Below are 18,030 nucleotides of genomic sequence, written 5' to 3' on the forward strand. Positions count from 1 at the left end.
GGCGTCCTCAGAAGCTGCGCGGCAGGTCGAGCAGGTGCTCGGCGACGTAGGAAAGAATCAGGTTGGTGGAGATCGGCGCGACCTGATACAGACGGGTCTCGCGGAATTTGCGCTCCACGTCGTACTCGCAGGCAAAGCCAAAGCCGCCATGGGTTTGCAGGCAGGCATTGGCCGCTTCCCATGACGCTTTCGCTGCGAGGTACTTGGCCATGTTGGCGCTGGCACCGGCGTTCTTGCCGCTGTCGTATTCCTCGCAGGCACGCCAGCGCATCAGGTCCGCGGCTTCGATTTCGATGTGCGCTTCGGCGATGGGGAACTGCACGCCCTGGTTCTGCCCGATCGGGCGGCCAAACACCACGCGATCACGGGCGTAGGCGGCGGACTTTTCGATAAACCAGCGGCCGTCGCCGATGCACTCGGCGGCGATCAGCGTGCGTTCGGCATTCAGCCCGTCGAGGATGTAGCGGAAGCCTTTGCCTTCCTCGCCGATCAAGCTGTCGGCAGGCAGTTCGAGGTTGTCGAAGAACAGCTCGTTGGTCTCGTGGTTGACCATGTTGGCAATGGGCTGAACGGTCAGGCCGTTGCCGATGGCATCACGCAGGTCGACGATGAAGATCGACATGCCTTCGGACTTTTTCGTCACTTCGGCCAGCGGCGTGGTGCGCGCCAGCAGGATCATCAAGTCGGAATGCTGGACGCGGGAGATCCAGACCTTCTGGCCGTTGATCACGTACTTGTCGCCCTGCTTCACCGCCGTGGTCTTGATCTTGGTGGTGTCGGTGCCGGTGCTGGGCTCGGTCACGCCCATGGATTGCAGACGCAGTTCGCCGCTGGCGAGCTTGGGCAGGTAGTAGCTTTTCTGGGCGTCGCTGCCGTGACGCAAGAGCGTGAACATGTTGTACATCTGGCCGTGCACGGTGCCGGAATTGCCGCCGCAGGCGTTCACTTCTTCAAGGATCACCGAGGCTTCCGCCAGGCCCAGCCCGGAGCCACCGTATTCTTCCGGGATCATCGCCGAGAGCCAGCCTTCATCGGTCAGCGCCTTGACGAAGGTTTCCGGAAAGCCCTTCTCTTCGTCGATCTTGCGCCAGTATTCAGCCGGAAACTGGGCACACAGCGCGCGCACGCCGTCACGGATGGCATTGAGGTCTTCGTTTTCGTAGGGATTCATGGTGTCCACTCGCATCGACCGGCGGCCATGGGATCGGCGCGCCGGGCTGTAAAGAAGAAAGATTCAGTCAAAAACGACTTCGGCACTCTGGGCGACGCCGGCGTCATTACCGGCCCACAGCTGCGCCTTGCCCGGCTCGACGATTCGTCCGCCGACGCGGAACGCCGCAGGCACGTTCAACGGGCGCACGCCGCGATAGGCGAAATGCCGCACACGCTTGTCGGGATGGGCGCGAATGAACGCGCGCAGGTTGAAGGTGGCGATCATCGGCCCGTGCACCACCAAGCCGGAATAGCCTTCGGTGCCGCTGACGTAGGGGTAGTCGTAGTGAATGCGGTGGCCGTTGAAGGTCACGGCGGAGTAGCGAAACAGCAGCGTCGGCGTCGGCTCAATCACCTCGCTCCACTCGCCCTGCTCCGGCGCGTCGCCACTGTTGAGTTTCGGCGGGTTGGGTTCGCGGTAGACGATGTCCTGCTCTTCACGCACGCACAATTCGCCGTGTTGCGAGTAATCGTGGCGCACCGTCACGAACAACAGCGAGCCGGTGCGGCCGTGTTTTTCTTCGATGTGCAGAATGGTCGACAGGCGATGGGCGTCAGCGCCGACTTTCAGCGGCTGGATGAACTCGACTCGGCCACCGGCCCACATGCGATTGCGATTGTCCGCCGGCGGCAGGAAGCCGCCACGGGCCGGATGGCCGTCGCCGCCGAGCTGCACCTCGAACACCGGCTCCTGGAAAAAACACCACTGCCACAGCGGCGGTAGCGGGTCGCCGACAGCGGGCGTGGGCTCGCCAAAGGTCGCCGCGATGCGCTTGATCAGGTTGACGCTCAGATGATCCTGGGCTTCTTCGGTGCGGCCAATCCAGGCCGTAAAATCCACGGGTGACGCTGCAGCGCTCATGGGCGTAAACCCTCTGGGTTTGTTGTTATGGCCCGATCATGGAAGTGCGCCGGCATTCTGTGAATTTGCATTTGCGTATAGCGGCGTTCGGGTATGCTGAACGCCTCCTGCAGTGTCCGGACACCCCCCATGCATTTCGACCTGGCTGACTTGCGTCTCTTCATTCATATCGGTGAATCACCCAGCCTGACCCAAGGGGCGCGCCGGGCGTTTCTCTCCCCTGCCGCCGCCAGCGCGCGGATCAAGGCACTGGAAGGCCAGTTGGGCACACGCCTGTTGTACCGCGACAGCCGTGGCGTCGAACTGACCCCCGCCGGCCAGCGCCTGCTCAAACACGCGCGGCTGATCATGAGCCAGGTGGATTACCTGAAAAGTGAGTTCACCCGCTACGGCACCGATTCGGCCGGGCACATCCGCATCTTCGCCAACACCACCGCCGTCACCGAGTTTCTGCCTGAAGTGCTGGCCGGCTTTTTGGCGAAACGGCCCGGCGTCACCGTGGACCTGCAAGAGCGCCTGTCCCGGGACATCGTGCGCGGCGTGCTCGACGGCAGCACCGACATGGGCATCATCGCCGGCCCGGTGGAAGCCGCGGGGTTGCAGGTCATCCACTTCAGCACCGACCGCCTGGTGCTGATCGTGCCCGTGGGCCATGAGCTGGCGACCGAGAAAAAAGTCACGTTCAAGCAGACCCTGGCGTTCCAGCACATCGGCCTGCACGAAGGCAGCACCCTGCTGAGTTTTTTGCGTGATCACGTTGAGCGGATGGGGCAGAGCCTGTCACTGCGGATTCAGGTGTCGAGCTTCGAAGCCATCTGCCGGATGGTCGAAGCCGGAGTAGGCATCGGGGTGATCCCGGAGTCGGCGGCGTTGCGGCACAGTCGGACGATGGAGCTGGTGACCATCGAGCTCGACGAGCCCTGGGCGGTGCGCGAACGGAGCATTCTGGTCCGCGAGCTGGACGCCCTGCCGGGGGTGGTCAGGGCGTTGATTGCGGTGTTGTTGCCGGAGCCTGACGCCGCAAAGCCTGAGGCGTAGTCAGATCCAGACGGCGTTCTGCGCGGTGCGCTCGTTGGTGTCGCTGCCCGTGTTGATGACGCCGCTGGGCTCGATCAACATCAATTTCACTTCCTTCTCGGCGTTGGGTTTGTGCTCGACGCCCTTAGGGACTACGTACAACTCGCCCGCCTTGAGCTCGACGAACCCGTCGCGAAAATCGATGCGCAGACAGCCCTCGAGCACGATGAAGGTTTCGTCGGTGTCGGCGTGGCTGTGCCAGAGAAACTCCCCTTCCAGCCGCGCCAGCTTGAACTGGTAGTCGTTCATCTGCGCGATGACTTTGGGCTGCCACTGCTCGGTGAACAGGCTGTATTTCTGGGCGAAGTTGACGGGGGTGTATTGAGTATCGGGAGTAGACATGTGGGCGGCTCCGACAAGGTTTGATGTGGAGCCAATCTAAGGCGCGGGGTGGGTGGGGTCTTGTACGTTGTTGCAGGGTGGTGGGTGCATCCGGTTTTGCGGTGCTGCGACTGACGCTTTCCCGGCTAAAGCCAGTCCTACAGGATGACCGCGTCCAAATAGTAGGACCGGCTTCAGCCGGGAAGAGGCCTGTGTGTACGCCATCCATTTTGCGGCGTGACGCCTGACGCTTTCCCGGCTGAAGCCGGTCCCACTGAAACACCGCGCACTCATAGTAGGACCGGCTTCAGCCGGGAAGAGGCCGGTGTGTACGCCATCCATTTTGCAGCGTGACGCCTGACGCTTTCCCGGCTAAAGCCGGTCCCACTGAAACACCGCGCACTCATAGTGGGACCGGCTTTAGCCGGGAAGAGGCCGGTGTGTACACCATCCATTTTGCGGTGTGACGCCTGACGCCTTCCCGGCCGAAGCCGGTCCCACAAGGTGTGTTTAATTCCCTCATCCGCGCACCGCCAACATCTTCAACCACCGCCCCGGCGGGTAGCCGAAGGTCTTCACGAAATGCCGCGTCATGTGGCTCTGGTCCGAAAATCCAGCCATCACCGACGCGTCGCTGAGCGTGACGCCTAACGCTATCGAATGACGCACCAGGTCAAGCCGGCGCAAGGTCAGGTAGCGGTAAGGCGTGGTGCCGAACAGCACGCGGAAATCCCGCGACAGGCGCCAGCGATCGGTGTCGCTGGCCTGTTCCAGATCGGTGAGGCTGACGCCCTGCTCCAGACTGGCCATGAGCATTTCCCGCGCACGTTGCGCGCCGGCGTAGTTGACGCTCTGGCGGCCATTGCGCACTCCAGCGGCCGCTTGCAGAGCGATGGCGAGGTCGTAGATCGCGTCGTCCAGTTCCAGAGGATCTAGCGCGGTGTTCAGGTCTGAAAGCAGCGCCTGCGTCGACCTGAACAGGCGCGGGTCATTCGACGCCCCGCCCTTGATAAACGGCAGCGGCTTGCCGCCGAGCACCTGCTGAATCATCGCCGGTTCCAGGTAGAACATCCGGTAGCGAAAGCCGTCTTCGGTCCCGGCGTGGCCGTCATGGGCTTCGTCGGGATGCAGCACCATCGTTTGCCCCGGCAGGTTGTTTACCTGCTCCTTGCCGTACTGAAAGCTTTGCACCCCTGACATCGTGTGACCGATGGCGTAGGTGTCGTGGCGGTGCATCTCGAAACCGTGCCCGTGAAAGTACGCCTCGATGCGCTCGATCTGCGGCAATGGCGCGGCACGCAGCACCCAGTCCCGTGCGGAGTGGGTCAGGTGAGTGTCTTCGTCTGCGTGTGTGTCCATCGGCAGGGCTCGCGGCGGTGGACGGCAGGTGCTTTGAGAGGACACCGGCCGCGTTCATAAAAAGGGCTAACCGGGCTGCTTGAGCAACGCTGCCGATGCGTTGGACGCATGCACCGCCGGCGGTTTCTCGCTGAGCAGGTTCTGGATCGCCTGACTGTAAGCCTGGCGCCCGAGATTCATGCTGTTGTTGTGGTTACCGCCCGGCACCATCAGCAGGTTCTTTGGCTCCTGTGCCGCGTCGAATAACGCTTCACTGAAACGCGGCGCGACAAACTGATCCGCCGTGCCATGCACGATCAGCACCGGCATGTGCACGTCGGCGATCTTGTCGATGGAGTCGAATTTCTGCGAGACCAGCCAGCGCACCGGCAACGAGGTGCGTTTGCTGGCGACCGAGGACGCGACGTCGGCGAGGTTGGTGAAGGTCGATTCGATGATCAGGCCCCGCGCCTGGATGGGCTCGTCACCTTTCTGCGCGTCCCGGCCCAGTTCGGCGGCGAGGTCGACGGCCACGGCCCCACCCAGCGAATGCCCGTAGATCAGGCGCTTTTGCGGGTCCGGCTGGATCTGCTTCAAGCGCTCCCAGGCAATGCGCGCGTCTTCATAGACCGACGCTTCCGAAGGCAACTGGCCCTTGCTCTGGCCGAAGCCGCGGTAATCGATGGCGAGGATGGAAAACCCCAGGGCGCGCAGTTGTTCGATGCGGAACAGCTGGCCGGTGAGGTTCCAGCGCGAGCCATGCAGGTAAAGGATGGCGGGGGCGTCCTTCTTCTCCGAAGGCCACCACCAGGCATGAATGTTCTGCCCGAGGCCGAAGGTTGGCCCTTTGAGCTCAAGCTCTTGCACATCGGACGGCAGGCCACGGTACCAGCTCGCCGTGCCGGGCTCGATCATGAAGACCAGTTCACGTTCCTTGTGCTGCAACGCCGCGCAACCGACCGGCAGACCGACGACGATCAGCAGCATGCACAGCCAGAAAAACCAGCGGGCCTTGAGCCGCGCCAGGGAGAATGTTCGCATTGAGAAAGGTGTCCGGTGCAGAAGTAAGTGCACCGGCAGTTTGCCACTCATTGGCGGTGTGGGGCATTCCTTCTGTCGAAAGGCCCGGGCCCTGCGAGGGTCAGCACCCTGCAAGGGTCAGCACCACACCCCGCCCCGCAGAATCAGTAACCCGAGCCCGAGGCCGCCGCACCACTGACAATCGCGATCCCGGAACTGGTGCCCAATCGCGTCGCCCCCGCTTCGATCATCGCCACCGCGGTGGCGTAATCGCGCACGCCACCGGACGCTTTCACGCCTACGCCCTGCCCCACGACCTTGCGCATCAAGGCCACGTCTTCCACGGTTGCGCCGCTACGGCTGAAGCCGGTGGAGGTCTTGACGAAGGCCACGTTGAGGTCACGGCAGATCTCGGCGGCGCGGGTTTTCTGCGCGTCGTCCAACAGGCAGGTTTCGAAGATGACCTTCAGCGGCACTGCACCACAGGCGTCTTTGACGGCAGCGATGTCGTCGCGTACTTCGTCGAACAGGCCGTCTTTCAGCCAGCCGATGTTGAGGACCATGTCGATCTCGCCTGCGCCGGCGGCAATGGCCTGCTTCGCTTCGAAAGCCTTGGTGTCGCTCAGCCCGGCGCCCAGCGGAAAGCCGACTACAGCGCAGACCTTGACGGCCGCACCTTCCAGCAACGAAGCGGCATAGGGCACCTGGCCAGAGTTCACGCACACCGAATAGAATCCGTGCGCCTGCGCCTCGCGGCACAGGGTTGCGATCTGCTCGCGGCTGGCGTCGGCGGCCAGCAAGGTGTGGTCGATGTACTGGGCGAGTGCTGCGGGTTCGATCTTCATGGCCAATCGTTTCCTGATAGTGAGGCGGTAACCGTCGACACGCTTTAAGCTTCATGCCTGAGCGCATCATTTTATGTTGTAAATATAACAATTAATGTTATTTTTTTACCATATCCATTCGACAATCGGAATGCCCGTGGACAGTAAAAAATCCGACCGTATCAAGCTGATCCAGCAAGCCCTGCAAGATCAGAAGGCCATTCACCTGAAGGAAATGGCCGCCCTGCTGGACGTTTCGGAGATGACCTTGCGTCGCGACCTGACCCGGCACCCCGACAAATTCCACCTGCTGGGCGGGCATATCACCCTGGCGTTTGATCCGTCCGAGGCCAGCGATTACAAAGTCACCGAGCAAGGCACCCGCCACGTCGAGGAGAAGCGCCGGGTGGGCAAGCTCGCCGCCGCGTTCATTCAACCCGGCGATACGGTGTTTTTCGACTGCGGCACGACGATCCCTTTCGTCATCGACTTCATTCCGGAAGAGCTGGAATTCACCGCCGTGTGCAACTCCCTCAACGTCTTGCTCAAGCTGCAGCAGAAGCCCAACTGTTCCATCGTGCTGTGCGGTGGCACCTTTCATCGCAAGAATCAGGTGTTCGAGCACCACAGCGAGGCGACCATTCTCGATGGCATCCGCCTGACCTGGGCGTTCGTGTCAGCGGCCGGGGTCAGCGACGAGTTGGGCGTGACCTGCTTCAACTTCAACGAAGTGGAGGTCAAGCAAAAGGTCCTGCGCCAGGCCCGGCACTGCATGTTGCTGGCCGATCACTCCAAGTTCGATGCCGTGCGCACGGCGCATTTCGCGACGTTGCAGGACTTTCATGTGGTGGTGAGCGACAAGAAGCTGCCCAAAGCCTATCGGGATTTGATTGAGGGCTATGGGGCTAAGTGGGTGGTTTGATCAGCCCATTTGCATCGCCTGGAATAACGAATTCGCGAGCAAGCTCGCTCCCACAAGTACGATGGGGTTTCAAGGTCCGAGGATGGAAACTGATCACTGTGAGAGTAAGCAAGCTCACTCTCAGCGAATCAGAAGTCACCGGACATCTGTTGACGGAAACCGGTCACCGTGGTGAGCGACCGGGGTGGCGCTCCACCTTGCTCGCGAAGAGTCCTTCAGCGTTTCAGATCGCTTTCCAGCTGCCGCACTTCCTCAGCCCCCAGATACCCCGTCGTCACGCTGAACGACGCAGTTTCCCCCGCGCCCAACTGGCGCACATTGCCTTTGGCCTTCTCCGCCAGATAACCCTCGGGCTCACAGGTCGCGGGCAACACAAACGCGGCCACCTGCTGATCAGCGTTGTGCAGAATCCACCGCGCCGCATGGTCGAACTGCGCCGGTTGGTAACGCGTATAAAACGCCGGACCCTCCGGGTGCTTGAGCAGGAAATGCGCGTTGCCCTGGGCGTCCGCGTGCACGCCGTCGAAGAAGCAGACGATCTCCGGGTCGTACAGTTCAGGCGTGCTCAGGCTGTCCAGCCGCGAAGGGTCTTCCGTTAGTTCGGTCATGTACGCCGACCACGCCGGCGTCGGCTTGACATGGGCCGGCACGCTGCTGCGAACCCGCGTACGCGCCATGCCCAATGGCTCGACGAAACGTGCGCCGTCGACGTAGGCGTAATTCATGTGCGCCATGTACATCAGCTCCATCGGCCTGCCGGCCAGGTTGCGCACGTCCATGCCGATGTCGAACAGCGCCGAACCCGGACGCAAGGTCACGCTGGGCCTGGCGCGGTAGTGGTCGCCAAAGCCCATCACGTATTCATAGTCGCCGCCGATGCGCAGAAACGCGCCGCCCGCGTCCTCGCCGATTTCCAGCCAGGCGCTGTCCATCGGCGCGCAGGGCATTTCGCCGTGTAACGGGTGATCGTCTTCCGGCGTCGGGCAGCCGTTGCGCAAAAGGCCGCTGTGGAACATGAAGCAACCGTAAGTGCCGATCACCGTCGGGCTCGGGCGTGGTTGTTCGAACATGTTGCGCATGGTCAGGTCGCAGCCATCGAACACCGCCGACCAGATCATCTGCCCCTGATACGGCAGCACCACAACCCGGCCGCGATCATTTTCCAGCGCCAGGGCTTTCACGCCGCTGGGGTAGGTCCAGGCCAGCACGCGGAAGTCGGCGGATTCCACCAGTGTCTTTTCATCGCCACTGAACAGCTCCGGGTGCAGCGAAATCGTGGTGCGCTTGTCGGCCGTCTTCATGATGCGGTCACCGCACCCGCCGGAGCCTGAGCCGGCAGCGGATCACGCATGCACTTGATGGCGTAGGCGACGATCGCCACGAAGCACAGCAGCGGAACGGTGTAGGCAATCTGCATGTTGCCGCCGGTGGCGTCGGAGAGCAGGCCCTGGAAGATCGGCATCACACCGCCGCCGACAATGCTCATCACCAGCAGCGAACCGCCGACACCGGTGTCTTCGCCCAGGCCGTCGATGGTCAGGCCATAGATGGTCGGCCAGCACGGACCGAGGAAAATACTCACACCCACCGCCGCATAGACCGCGCTGATGTTCGGCACCAGAATCGTGTAGGCCAGCAGCACGATGGCCAGTACGCCGTAGATTGCCAGCACCTTGGCCGGGGACATCTTGCGCATCAACAGGTTGGCGACCATCTTGCCGACGAAGTACGCGGCGAAGGTGGTCAGCAGGAACCATGAGGCGCTGCGTTCGTTCATCCCGCCCATCTGCATCGCCAGGCGAATGGTGAAACTCCACACGCCCACTTGCGCGCCGACATACAGAAACTGCGCCAGCACGCCGAACGTGAAGCGCGGGTTGCGCCACAGACGCGACAGGCTCTGGCCGATGCTGCTGGATTTGACGTTAGCCTTGACGACGCCCTTGCACGCCGGAAACTTGGTGAAGGCAATCAGCACGAACATCAGCACCAGCACCGCGATCATCCATTTGTACGGCAGCAGCGTGGACTGAATCATCTGCAATTGCTGGACCGCCGCGTCCGACGCGCTCATCTGCGTCAACTGCTCGCGGGTGGCGTCGGTGTCCTTGAACATCACGAAGCTGCCGACGTACACGCCGGTCATCGCGCCGAACGGGTGGAAGGTCTGAGAGATGTTCAGGCGACGGGTGCCGGTTTCACGCGGCCCCATCAGCGTCGAGTAGGTGTTGCAGGCGGTTTCGAGGAAGGCCAGGCCGGCCGCGATGACGAACAGCGCCATCAGGAACATGCCGTATTTGGCCATCGACGCTGCGGGGAAGAACAGCGAGCAGCCCGCCATGTACAGCACCAGACCGATGAGGATGGTGGTCTTGTAGCTGAAACGTCTGACGACCATCGCCGCCGGAATCGCCACGAAGAAATAACCGAGGTAGAACGCCGACTGCACGAAGGAGGTCTGCACATCGCTGAGCAGGAAGGCCTTCTTGAAGTGCGCGATGAGCACGTCGTTCATGCTCGCGGCCGCCGCCCACAGCGCGAAGCAGCAGCACAGCAGCAGGAAGGCGAACCACGGCGTGCGGTTCAGGTAGAACCCGTCCGGTGATTGTTGGAGCGCGGGTTTTGTCATTGTTGTTCTCCGGGAAGTACAGGGAATACCCCGCCCCGCCGATCAGGCGATCGGCAAGACGTGGCGGCTCAAAGGGTGTCGAGAAAGTGGCTGAACGCGGCAGCGTCCGGGTAGGAACTCTGGGTGCCAAGGCCGGTGACCGAGCAAGCCGAATAGGCCACGGCGCGGGTCATGGCGTTGCGCATGTCGCCGTCTTCGCTCCAGTGGCGAGCGAAGCAACCGATAAAGGCGTCGCCGGCGCCGGTGGTGTCGCGAGCATCGACCTTGATGCCTTCAACGCGAAACTCACCCTCTTCGCCGACATACAGCGCGCCCTTTTCACCCAGGGTGACGATGACGTGGCGAATCCCGTCCTGCACCAGTTGCAGGGCGGCCGCGCGGGCCGAATCCACCGAGTCGATAACCAGGCCGGTCACCAGCGCCAGTTCGGTCTCGTTCGGGATGAAGAAGTCCAGCTGCGACAAGTGCTCGCGGCTCAAGCCCTTCACCGCCGGTGCGGGATTGAGCAGCACCGGAATGCCGTTGGCCTTGGCGAACTCGATGGCGTAGTAAACGGTTTCCAGCTCGATTTCCAGTTGCAGCACGATGAGCGTGCAGTCGCGCAACGCGGCCTGGGCAGCGTCGATGTCCGCAGGTTTCAGGTGCGCGTTGGCGCCTTTGACGATCAGGATGCTGTTGTGGGAATCGCTTTGCACGAAGATCGGCGCCACGCCGCTGGAGACGCCGGGAACGCGCTGGACGAACTGGGTGTCGATGCCATAACGCTTGAAATTGGCCAGGGTGTTGTCGGCAAACATGTCGTCGCCGACCTTGCTCAGCATCAACACGTCAGCGCCCAGCTTGGCCGCCGCAACCGCCTGATTGGCCCCCTTGCCGCCGCAGCCCATGGCGAAATTCGGTGCTTCGAGGGTTTCACCCTGCGCCGGCATCCGGTCGATGTAGGTGATCAAATCCACCATATTGCTGCCGATGACCGCGATCTTGTTCATGTGTGTAATTACCTTGTTCACGCGCTGGGCCCGAAGAATGAGCCACCGTCGCGGTTTTATTTTTGTTATTTAAATAACATTTTGTGTGACTATTCAACCTATTTCTTCCCGGGAAGACATGCGGCCTGTTAAGGGGCGCACACGATGGTTATGGGAAGCGGGCTGGAAGCCCTGCAGCAGAGGGTTTGCAGCCACTGGTCGTACAGACCATGGATTCGCGCAAACGTTTGCGATGGAGATGAAACATCATCGAACTTTGCGCAGTTGAACGAACTGAGGGAGGGGTTTGCCCGCAAAAAGCTGCCCGCAGGAGCCTGCGGGCCGGGCACTGCAACGGGATCAGAAAATCACTACATCAGGAAATACAGCAACAGAATATTTGCCACCAGCATCGCCACCGCCGTGGGAATCTGCGCTTTGATCACGGCGTATTTGTCGGGCAGTTCCAGCAACGCCGCGGGTATCAGGTTGTAGTTGGCCGCCATCGGCGTCATCAGCGTGCCGCAGTAGCCCGAGAACATGCCGATGGCAGCCATCACCGCCGGATTGGCGCCGTACATGCCCACCAGCACCGGCACGCCAATGCCGCCGGTCATCACCGGAAACGCCGCGAAACCGTTGCCCATGACGATGGTGAACAGCGCCATGCCGAGTACATACACCATCACCGCGACGAGGCGGAAATCCAGGTTGATGTACGCCGTCGCCAGGTGCGCCACGGCCTTGCCGACGCCCGCGTCGTTGAACACCAGGCCGAGCATTGCCAGCATTTGCGGCAACACCAGCGCCCAACCCAGCGCTTCGGTCAAGCGCCGCGATTCGCGCATGGCCTGCACCGGCGTGTCGCGGGTCAGCCAGCAGGCCAGTCCCAGCGCCACCAGACTGCCAATGCCCAGCGACACGAACGTGCTGTTGGCCGGGTCCAGCAAAAAGACGTCGCCGAACTTGATGTTCTTCAGCAGCACCGCGCCAATCACGGTGACCAGCGGAATCGCCAGCGCCGGAATGAACAGCTTGTTCTTCAAGCGCCCTGCACTCTCCCGCCGCGCCCGGTCGTTGAGGTTCTCATGCTGACCGAAACCCACGCCGCCGAAGCCTGCGATCACCGCCATGACGACCACGCCGACTCCCACCCACACCGGTGGCAGCTTCTCGCCGACGAGGAACGCGATGGCGAACAGGCCCCAGAACAACCCCGTGGTCCAGCGCTTGGGGTTGGTCCGATCGGTCGCGGTCATGAACGCCGTGATCGCCAGAATCACGCCCGCCAGCCAGTACAGGTATTGAATGGAAATGATCATTGCGCCAGCTCTCTGTCCACAGCGGAGGCCGGCGGCAGCACCTTGAGCTCACGGTTCAGGCGCTGATCGAAACGGTGCAGGCGGATAGCGTGAATGACGAACGCGCAGATCGCTGTCGGAATCCCCCAGAAGGCGATGTGCATCGGGTCGACATCAATGCCAGAGCCAAGCAGGAAGGTGTGCATCAGCGCAATCGCACCGAACGCGACGAAGATGTCTTCACCGAAGAACAGCCCGACGTTGTCGGTCGCCGCGCACAACGCCAGCAGCTTGATGCGCAACGCCTCGGGCAACTTGCCGAAGCGGGATTCAGCAGCGCCCTCGGCCATGGGCGCGAGCAACGGCCGCACCATTTGCGGGTGGCCGCCGAGGCTGGTCAGCCCCAGCGCTGCAGTGGTTTCCCGCACGAAGAGGTACGCGATCAAAAGGCGTCCAGCCGTGGCGCCGGTGAACCGGGCGATCCAGTTCTGCGCGTGCAGACGCAGGCCGTGGCGTTCCAGCAAACCGATCACCGCCAGCGGCAGAAGGATGATCAGCGGCAGCGTGCGCGTCTTGATAAAGCCGGTACCGATGGTCGCCAGGATGGTTTCTAGCGGCATGCTGGCAGCAAGGCCGGTGGCCAGGGCGGCGAGCGCCACGACCAGCATCGGGTTGAAACGCAGGACGAAGCCCAGAACGATGACCAGCACGCCAAGCAGCGGCCAGAGGTTGATAGCGGTTTGCATGTTGGGGTTCTCGTTGGCAGTGGCGGTACCTTGCTGGGGCACGAATAAGGAACAGGGTCGAGAAACGAGCGGTCGCGGCGCCTCTGCTTAACGAAGTGACTGCGCCGTTGCCCCATGGCACCGCAGTCGCACCGGGGCGTCCAACGGGAAAAACCCGCTATGGGCCATAAGATTTTCTGTTGCCGGAGTGGCATGTAACCTGCTGTTCCAGTGCTGTATTTGCACAGGTCGTGCCGCCCGGGTGTGCCGTCCGCACCTCATCCTGTGCCTGCAGGGGCGCTCAATTGCTCAAGGAAATCTCACGGTGAATCTCAAGTTTCTGGAAACCTTCGTCTGGGTCGCGCGACTGAAAAGCTTTCGCCTGACGGCGGAAAAACTGTTCAGCACCCAGGCCTCCATCTCCAGCCGCATTGCCGCGCTGGAGGACGAAATGGGCGTGCGCCTGTTCGTCCGGGATGCCAGGGGGGTGTCGTTGACGCCCGAGGGCGTGCGTGTGCTGGAATACGCCGAGCACATCATGGACACGATGCAGAGCATGAAGGCGGCGATCAAGGACCCGAGCCAAGTGCGCGGCCGCATCCGCATCGGCGCAATGGATACGGTGATACACACCTGGCTCAGCCCCTTGGTAACACGCCTGATGAAGTGTTACCCGAACCTGGAAATCGAGCTCACCGCCGAGACCGCCAGCAACCTCTGCTCGCAACTGGAAAAGGGTTATCAGGACATCATTTTCCAGACCGACGTGCTGCGCTTCGACAGCGTGCGCAACGCGGTGCTGGCGCGCTACCCCCTGCGCTGGGTGGTGCCGACCGGCTCGGCGTTCGACCGCCCGGACGTGACCCTGGAGGAGATCGCCGAGGCGCGCATCGTCACGTTCTCGCGCAACTCGCGGCCGCACCAGGACATCCTCAACATGCTGCACACCGCCAACATCGTCACGCCACGGATCAACTGCGTGAACTCCGCCTCGGCCATTACCCGCCTGGTGCGCGATGGCTTCGGCATCGGCGCGCTGCCGGTGACGCTGGTGCATGGTGAACTGGCCCAGGGCGTGCTGACGCTGATCGAGAACGTGCCGCTGCCGCCGCTGATGGACATCGTCGCCAGTTGGCGCACCGGCGCGGGCATGGAGCTGGTGGAAGACATCGTCGGCCTGACCCGCGAGGTGGTGAACGCCTTCGCTCAGGAAATGCCGGAGGGGTTTGTTTTGGAGGGCGGACCGGCGTGAGCCGGATCAATACCCTCCCCGCCCCTCCAGCAGCGTATCCAGCAACCAGGTCCCCGCCGGGCCCAGGCTTTTTTGCCGGGACCAGATCACGTCGACCGCCGAGCTGCGCGGCCAACCCGGCACCGTGAGTTCCTTCAACCGACCCTGACCGCAGGTGCTGACCAGCCAGCGCGGCAGCGCCGACCAGCCGAATCCGAAGATCGCCATGTCCATCAACAGCAGGTAATTGGGCGCTGACCAGCTGCGTCGCGCGCCGCTGGGCAGGTCGTCGGTGGGCACGCTCTCGTCAACGATGGTGTTCAGGCGCAACGCCCGATGCTGCGCCAGATGGCGATAATCGACGGCGTCTTCTGCGGCCAGCGGGTGGCTGTGGGAAACGAAGATGCCGAAGTCTGCGCGCTCGACGATGGTCGCGTAACCCACCTCCGGCGGATACGACGCCTGGGCCGACAGCAATCCCAGGGACGCCCGACCGCTCTGGATCAAGTTGATCGCGTCACCGTGTTCGGCAAACACACACTCCAGTTCCAGCTCTGGAAAGCGCTGATCGAGTTCGGTCATGCGCGCCTGAAATTCAGCGAACTGGTTGGCATCGGACAGCACCAGCGTCAGGCGCGGCTCCATGCCTTCCGCCAGACGCCCCGCCGCGCGACGCAGCGTATCGGACGCCGCGAGTACGTCCTCGATGCGCCCTTCCAGCGCCCTGCCCGCTTCGGTCAACGCGGGATGTCGGGTGGAGCGGTCGAACAGCTCCAGGCCCAGGTCGATCTCAAGCCGCGAAATCGCCTCGCTGATGGTCGACTGACTCTTGCCCAGGCGGCGGGCGGCGGCGCTGAACGAGCCCAGTGCAATGGTCTGCGCGAAGGCTTCAAGGGCTTCGGGGGAATAGCTCACGGAGGGACACCTCTGAAGTGCATGTGACGTCCCCATCGGTTTTTCCGATGGGACCGATTTTCACTCTAGACCATTGCGCCCCGACAATGCACACCTGCCCGCGAGAAAGTGATCACCGACATGCCTCTGCACACGCTCATGCCCCACAAGACCGCGAAACCGGTCGTTTCGCGAAAGTCCCTCAAAGAGCGCGCGCTGCATGCGCTGCTGTTCGAGCTGATCGGCGTGCTGATGTTCGCGCCCGGGCTGGCCTGGGTGCTCGGCCAATCCATCGGCAAGATGGGCGCGATGACGGTGATGATTTCCACGGTCGCCATGCTCTGGAACATGGTGTTCAACGCCGGGTTCGACCGTCTGCGCGCCCGGTGGGGTTTCGCCCTGAATCTCAAGGCGCGGGCACTGCATGCCATCAGCTTTGAAGTGGGGCTGGTGTTCATGGTGGTGCCAATGGTGGCGTGGTGGCTGTCGATCAGCCTGCTGGAAGCCTTTGTGCTGGACATCGGCCTGTTGCTGCTGTTTTTGCCGTACACGATGCTGTTCAACCTGGCGTACGACCGGATTCGCGAGCGTCTGCTCGACCGCCCGCAACCGTGCGCCGCAGATCGATAGCGGCGTGATTGGTCTCCTCTAAACCTCCTTCATTGGCTATTCGACGGGCCGCAGCGCCGGCGTAACATTTCGCCACGTCCAGCGGCATCCGCCGGCCACTTTGAAGAGAGCACCCACATGAACAACCGAATCAATTGGGCCCAGAAATCGCCCGAAGCCTATAAAGCCATGGTCGGCCTGGAGACGGCGCTGAGCAAATCCGGGCTGGATCATTCGCTGCTGGAGCTGATCCGTCTGCGTGCCTCGCAGCTCAACGGCTGTGCGTATTGCGTCAACATGCACGCCAATGACGCCCGCAAGGCCGGCGAAACCGAGGCCCGTCTGCAGACCTTAAGCGTGTGGGAAGAAACCGAATTCTTCACCGAAAAGGAAAAAGTCGTACTCGCCTGGGTGGAAAGCCTGACCCTGCTGCCCGTGCACCGCGCGCCGCAGCATCAGTACGAAGCGTTGTTCAAGCACTACAGCGACGCCGAGGTGGTCAACATCACCCTGGCCGTCGCCACCATCAACGCCTGGAACCGCTTCGGTGTGGGCTTTGCGATGATGCCGAGCTGATTTCCGTTATGGGCCTTACACCCGCAAGAACCGCCCGCTGATCGCCACACCCAGCAGCATCACGGCGATGATCATGAACGCCGCGCCGAGGCTGCTGAGGTGGGCGACAAAACCGATGCCGGCCGGGCCCATCAGGATGCCGATGTAACCCAACGTGGTGATCGCCGGCACTGCCACGTTCTCCGGCATGGTTTTCTGCCGGCCGACCGCGCTGTAAAACACCGGCACGATGTTGGAACAGCCGATGCCCACCAGCGCGTACCCGCACAACGCCGCCTGCCAGACCGGGATCAACGTCGCGACGGTCATCCCGGCCGCCGCGCACAGCCCGCCAAACAGAATGATTTTGTGTACACCGAGGCGCCGGACAATCGGATCGCCGCACAGGCGCCCGATGGCCATGAACAGAGCGAACACCGCATAACCGAATCCCGCGTAAGACGGCTCGACGCCGCGCTGGGCGCTGAGGAACACCGCACTCCAATCGAGCATCGCGCCTTCCGTGAGGAACACCGTGAAGCACATCAAACCGATGAACAACACCACGCCCCGGGGAATCGCAAACGCCGGCCCGCCCGGCTCGCTGCCATAGGGCAACAAGTGCGGCGCGGCTTTATAAAGCGCAAGGGCGATGAACAGCGCAACGAAGGCCATTGCCAGCCCTGGCCAGACGCCGACACTCAGCAACGCCGACACCCCCGCCGCCCCCAGAATCCCGCCGCAACTGAACAGCCCGTGAAACCCGGACATCATGGTCTTGCCGCTCGCCCGCTCGACGATGATCGCCTGGATGTTGGTCACGCAACCCAGCGCACCCATGCTCGCGCCGTAGACAAACAGCGTGGCGACCATCAGCGGCACCGAGCTGAGGGTCGCCAATAAAGGCAGGCACACACAGGCGATGGCGCCCGTTATCACGATCAGACGCCGACAGCCATAACGCACCGTCATCGCCCCGGCCAGTGGCATCGACACAATCGAGCCAATGCCCAGGCACAACAGCAACAACCCGAGGCCGGCGTCGTCCAGGCCGAGGCGGCTTTTCGCATAAGGCACCAGCGGCGCCCAGGCCGACATGCTGAACCCGGTGACAAAAAAAGCGATACGCGTCGAAAACTGCTCCAGCCGCCCCGGTACCACAGGCGCTGCGGTGCTGATCGAAGTCATTGCCGCTCCGTTGAAAACAGCGGCCCGGCATGGCCCGCTTCGCGACCAGCCTAACAAAGCTTGAAACAATGCCGAAGAAGCGATGTTGAAGGAAGTGCCCTCAGGAACACCTCAATCGACCTCGAAGACATCGACGCGGAACGTCAAAGGATGCATTCCCACGCGGAGCGTGGGGACGATCGATTGCTTCAGTAGGACCGGCTTCAGCCGGGAAGAGGCCTGTGCGTTCACCATTCATTTTGCAGCGCGGCGCCCGACGCTTTCCCGGCTAAAGCCGGCCCCACGAAAAGCGCTGCGTACATCCTGTAGGACCGGCTTCAGCCGGGAAGCCTTTGATCTGCTCTTGATCCGCTT

The 18,030-nt window shown here is 62.4% G+C and carries 18 protein-coding genes; 5 read left to right on the plus strand and 13 right to left on the minus strand.

Going from position 1 to position 18,030, the window contains the following annotated elements; all coding sequences use genetic code 11:
• Positions 1-7: 7 nt before the first annotated feature.
• Positions 8-1,171, minus strand: coding sequence for an acyl-CoA dehydrogenase family protein (locus tag AC3ISG_RS15950; RefSeq protein ID WP_122623702.1), 1,164 nt, complete (start codon positions 1,169-1,171; stop codon positions 8-10).
• Between the two features lie 63 nt (positions 1,172-1,234).
• Positions 1,235-2,074, minus strand: a complete 840-nt coding sequence (locus tag AC3ISG_RS15955; protein ID WP_489297412.1) for an HTD2 family dehydratase — start codon at positions 2,072-2,074, stop codon at positions 1,235-1,237.
• Positions 2,075-2,203: 129 nt separating this feature from the next.
• On the opposite strand from AC3ISG_RS15955, the gene AC3ISG_RS15960 reads away from it, so the two are divergent.
• Entirely contained in the window at positions 2,204-3,112 is a 909-nt protein-coding gene (locus tag AC3ISG_RS15960) for a LysR family transcriptional regulator (RefSeq protein WP_122537925.1), read from the plus strand.
• Here AC3ISG_RS15960 and AC3ISG_RS15965 read toward each other — a convergent pair whose 3' ends face one another.
• The 4 genes from AC3ISG_RS15965 to deoC form a co-directional block, all read right to left on the minus strand.
• The gene (locus tag AC3ISG_RS15965) at positions 3,113-3,493 is read right to left on the minus strand and encodes a cupin domain-containing protein (protein WP_489297413.1); all 381 of its coding nucleotides are present in this window, start codon (positions 3,491-3,493) and stop codon (positions 3,113-3,115) included.
• A 498-nt stretch (positions 3,494-3,991) separates the two neighbouring features.
• Positions 3,992-4,831 carry an AraC family transcriptional regulator gene (locus tag AC3ISG_RS15970; RefSeq protein WP_489297414.1) on the minus strand — a complete coding sequence of 280 codons (840 nt, stop codon included), beginning with the start codon at positions 4,829-4,831 and terminating at the stop codon, positions 3,992-3,994.
• Positions 4,832-4,897: 66 nt separating this feature from the next.
• Positions 4,898-5,851 carry an alpha/beta hydrolase gene (locus tag AC3ISG_RS15975; protein ID WP_241072729.1) on the minus strand — a complete coding sequence of 318 codons (954 nt, stop codon included), beginning with the start codon at positions 5,849-5,851 and terminating at the stop codon, positions 4,898-4,900.
• A gap of 143 nt (positions 5,852-5,994) precedes the next feature.
• The gene (gene deoC, locus AC3ISG_RS15980; RefSeq protein WP_122537919.1) at positions 5,995-6,675 is read right to left on the minus strand and encodes a deoxyribose-phosphate aldolase; all 681 of its coding nucleotides are present in this window, start codon (positions 6,673-6,675) and stop codon (positions 5,995-5,997) included.
• A 130-nt stretch (positions 6,676-6,805) separates the two neighbouring features.
• Here deoC and deoR point away from each other — a divergent pair, with 130 nt between their 5' ends.
• Entirely contained in the window at positions 6,806-7,576 is a 771-nt protein-coding gene (deoR, locus tag AC3ISG_RS15985) for a DNA-binding transcriptional repressor DeoR (protein WP_489297415.1), read from the plus strand.
• A gap of 215 nt (positions 7,577-7,791) precedes the next feature.
• Here deoR and AC3ISG_RS15990 read toward each other — a convergent pair whose 3' ends face one another.
• From AC3ISG_RS15990 to AC3ISG_RS16010, 5 genes are all read right to left on the minus strand, one after another.
• The gene (locus AC3ISG_RS15990; RefSeq protein WP_489297416.1) at positions 7,792-8,877 is read right to left on the minus strand and encodes an aldose 1-epimerase family protein; all 1,086 of its coding nucleotides are present in this window, start codon (positions 8,875-8,877) and stop codon (positions 7,792-7,794) included.
• Positions 8,874-10,205 (minus strand): L-fucose:H+ symporter permease, encoded by a 1,332-nt coding sequence (gene fucP / locus AC3ISG_RS15995; protein WP_489297417.1) that lies wholly within the window; start codon positions 10,203-10,205, stop codon positions 8,874-8,876. Before fucP ends, AC3ISG_RS15990 begins: the two co-directional genes overlap by 4 nt.
• A gap of 68 nt (positions 10,206-10,273) precedes the next feature.
• Positions 10,274-11,194, minus strand: a complete 921-nt coding sequence (gene rbsK / locus AC3ISG_RS16000) for a ribokinase (RefSeq protein ID WP_122537913.1) — start codon at positions 11,192-11,194, stop codon at positions 10,274-10,276.
• 350 nt (positions 11,195-11,544) lie between these two features.
• Complete coding sequence (locus AC3ISG_RS16005; RefSeq protein ID WP_489297418.1) at positions 11,545-12,495, minus strand: DUF979 domain-containing protein; 951 nt, start codon at positions 12,493-12,495, stop codon at positions 11,545-11,547.
• Positions 12,492-13,220 carry a DUF969 domain-containing protein gene (locus AC3ISG_RS16010; protein WP_489297419.1) on the minus strand — a complete coding sequence of 243 codons (729 nt, stop codon included), beginning with the start codon at positions 13,218-13,220 and terminating at the stop codon, positions 12,492-12,494. Before AC3ISG_RS16010 ends, AC3ISG_RS16005 begins: the two co-directional genes overlap by 4 nt.
• A 304-nt stretch (positions 13,221-13,524) precedes the next feature.
• Between AC3ISG_RS16010 and AC3ISG_RS16015 the strand changes: the two genes are divergently transcribed.
• Positions 13,525-14,451: a LysR family transcriptional regulator gene (locus tag AC3ISG_RS16015; protein ID WP_489297420.1), complete on the plus strand. Its 927-nt coding sequence runs from the start codon at positions 13,525-13,527 to the stop codon at positions 14,449-14,451.
• A gap of 6 nt (positions 14,452-14,457) precedes the next feature.
• Here AC3ISG_RS16015 and AC3ISG_RS16020 read toward each other — a convergent pair whose 3' ends face one another.
• Positions 14,458-15,345: a LysR family transcriptional regulator gene (locus tag AC3ISG_RS16020; RefSeq protein ID WP_122537905.1), complete on the minus strand. Its 888-nt coding sequence runs from the start codon at positions 15,343-15,345 to the stop codon at positions 14,458-14,460.
• A gap of 120 nt (positions 15,346-15,465) precedes the next feature.
• Between AC3ISG_RS16020 and AC3ISG_RS16025 the strand changes: the two genes are divergently transcribed.
• Positions 15,466-15,954: a multidrug/biocide efflux PACE transporter gene (locus AC3ISG_RS16025; protein ID WP_241043638.1), complete on the plus strand. Its 489-nt coding sequence runs from the start codon at positions 15,466-15,468 to the stop codon at positions 15,952-15,954.
• Positions 15,955-16,071: 117 nt separating this feature from the next.
• Positions 16,072-16,509, plus strand: coding sequence for a carboxymuconolactone decarboxylase family protein (locus tag AC3ISG_RS16030; protein ID WP_122623449.1), 438 nt, complete (start codon positions 16,072-16,074; stop codon positions 16,507-16,509).
• A gap of 15 nt (positions 16,510-16,524) precedes the next feature.
• On the opposite strand, the gene AC3ISG_RS16035 is transcribed toward AC3ISG_RS16030, so the two are convergent.
• Positions 16,525-17,676 carry an MFS transporter gene (locus AC3ISG_RS16035; protein ID WP_489297421.1) on the minus strand — a complete coding sequence of 384 codons (1,152 nt, stop codon included), beginning with the start codon at positions 17,674-17,676 and terminating at the stop codon, positions 16,525-16,527.
• Positions 17,677-18,030: the final 354 nt, after the last annotated feature.

The organism is Pseudomonas sp. GL_135 (genome assembly GCF_057834665.1).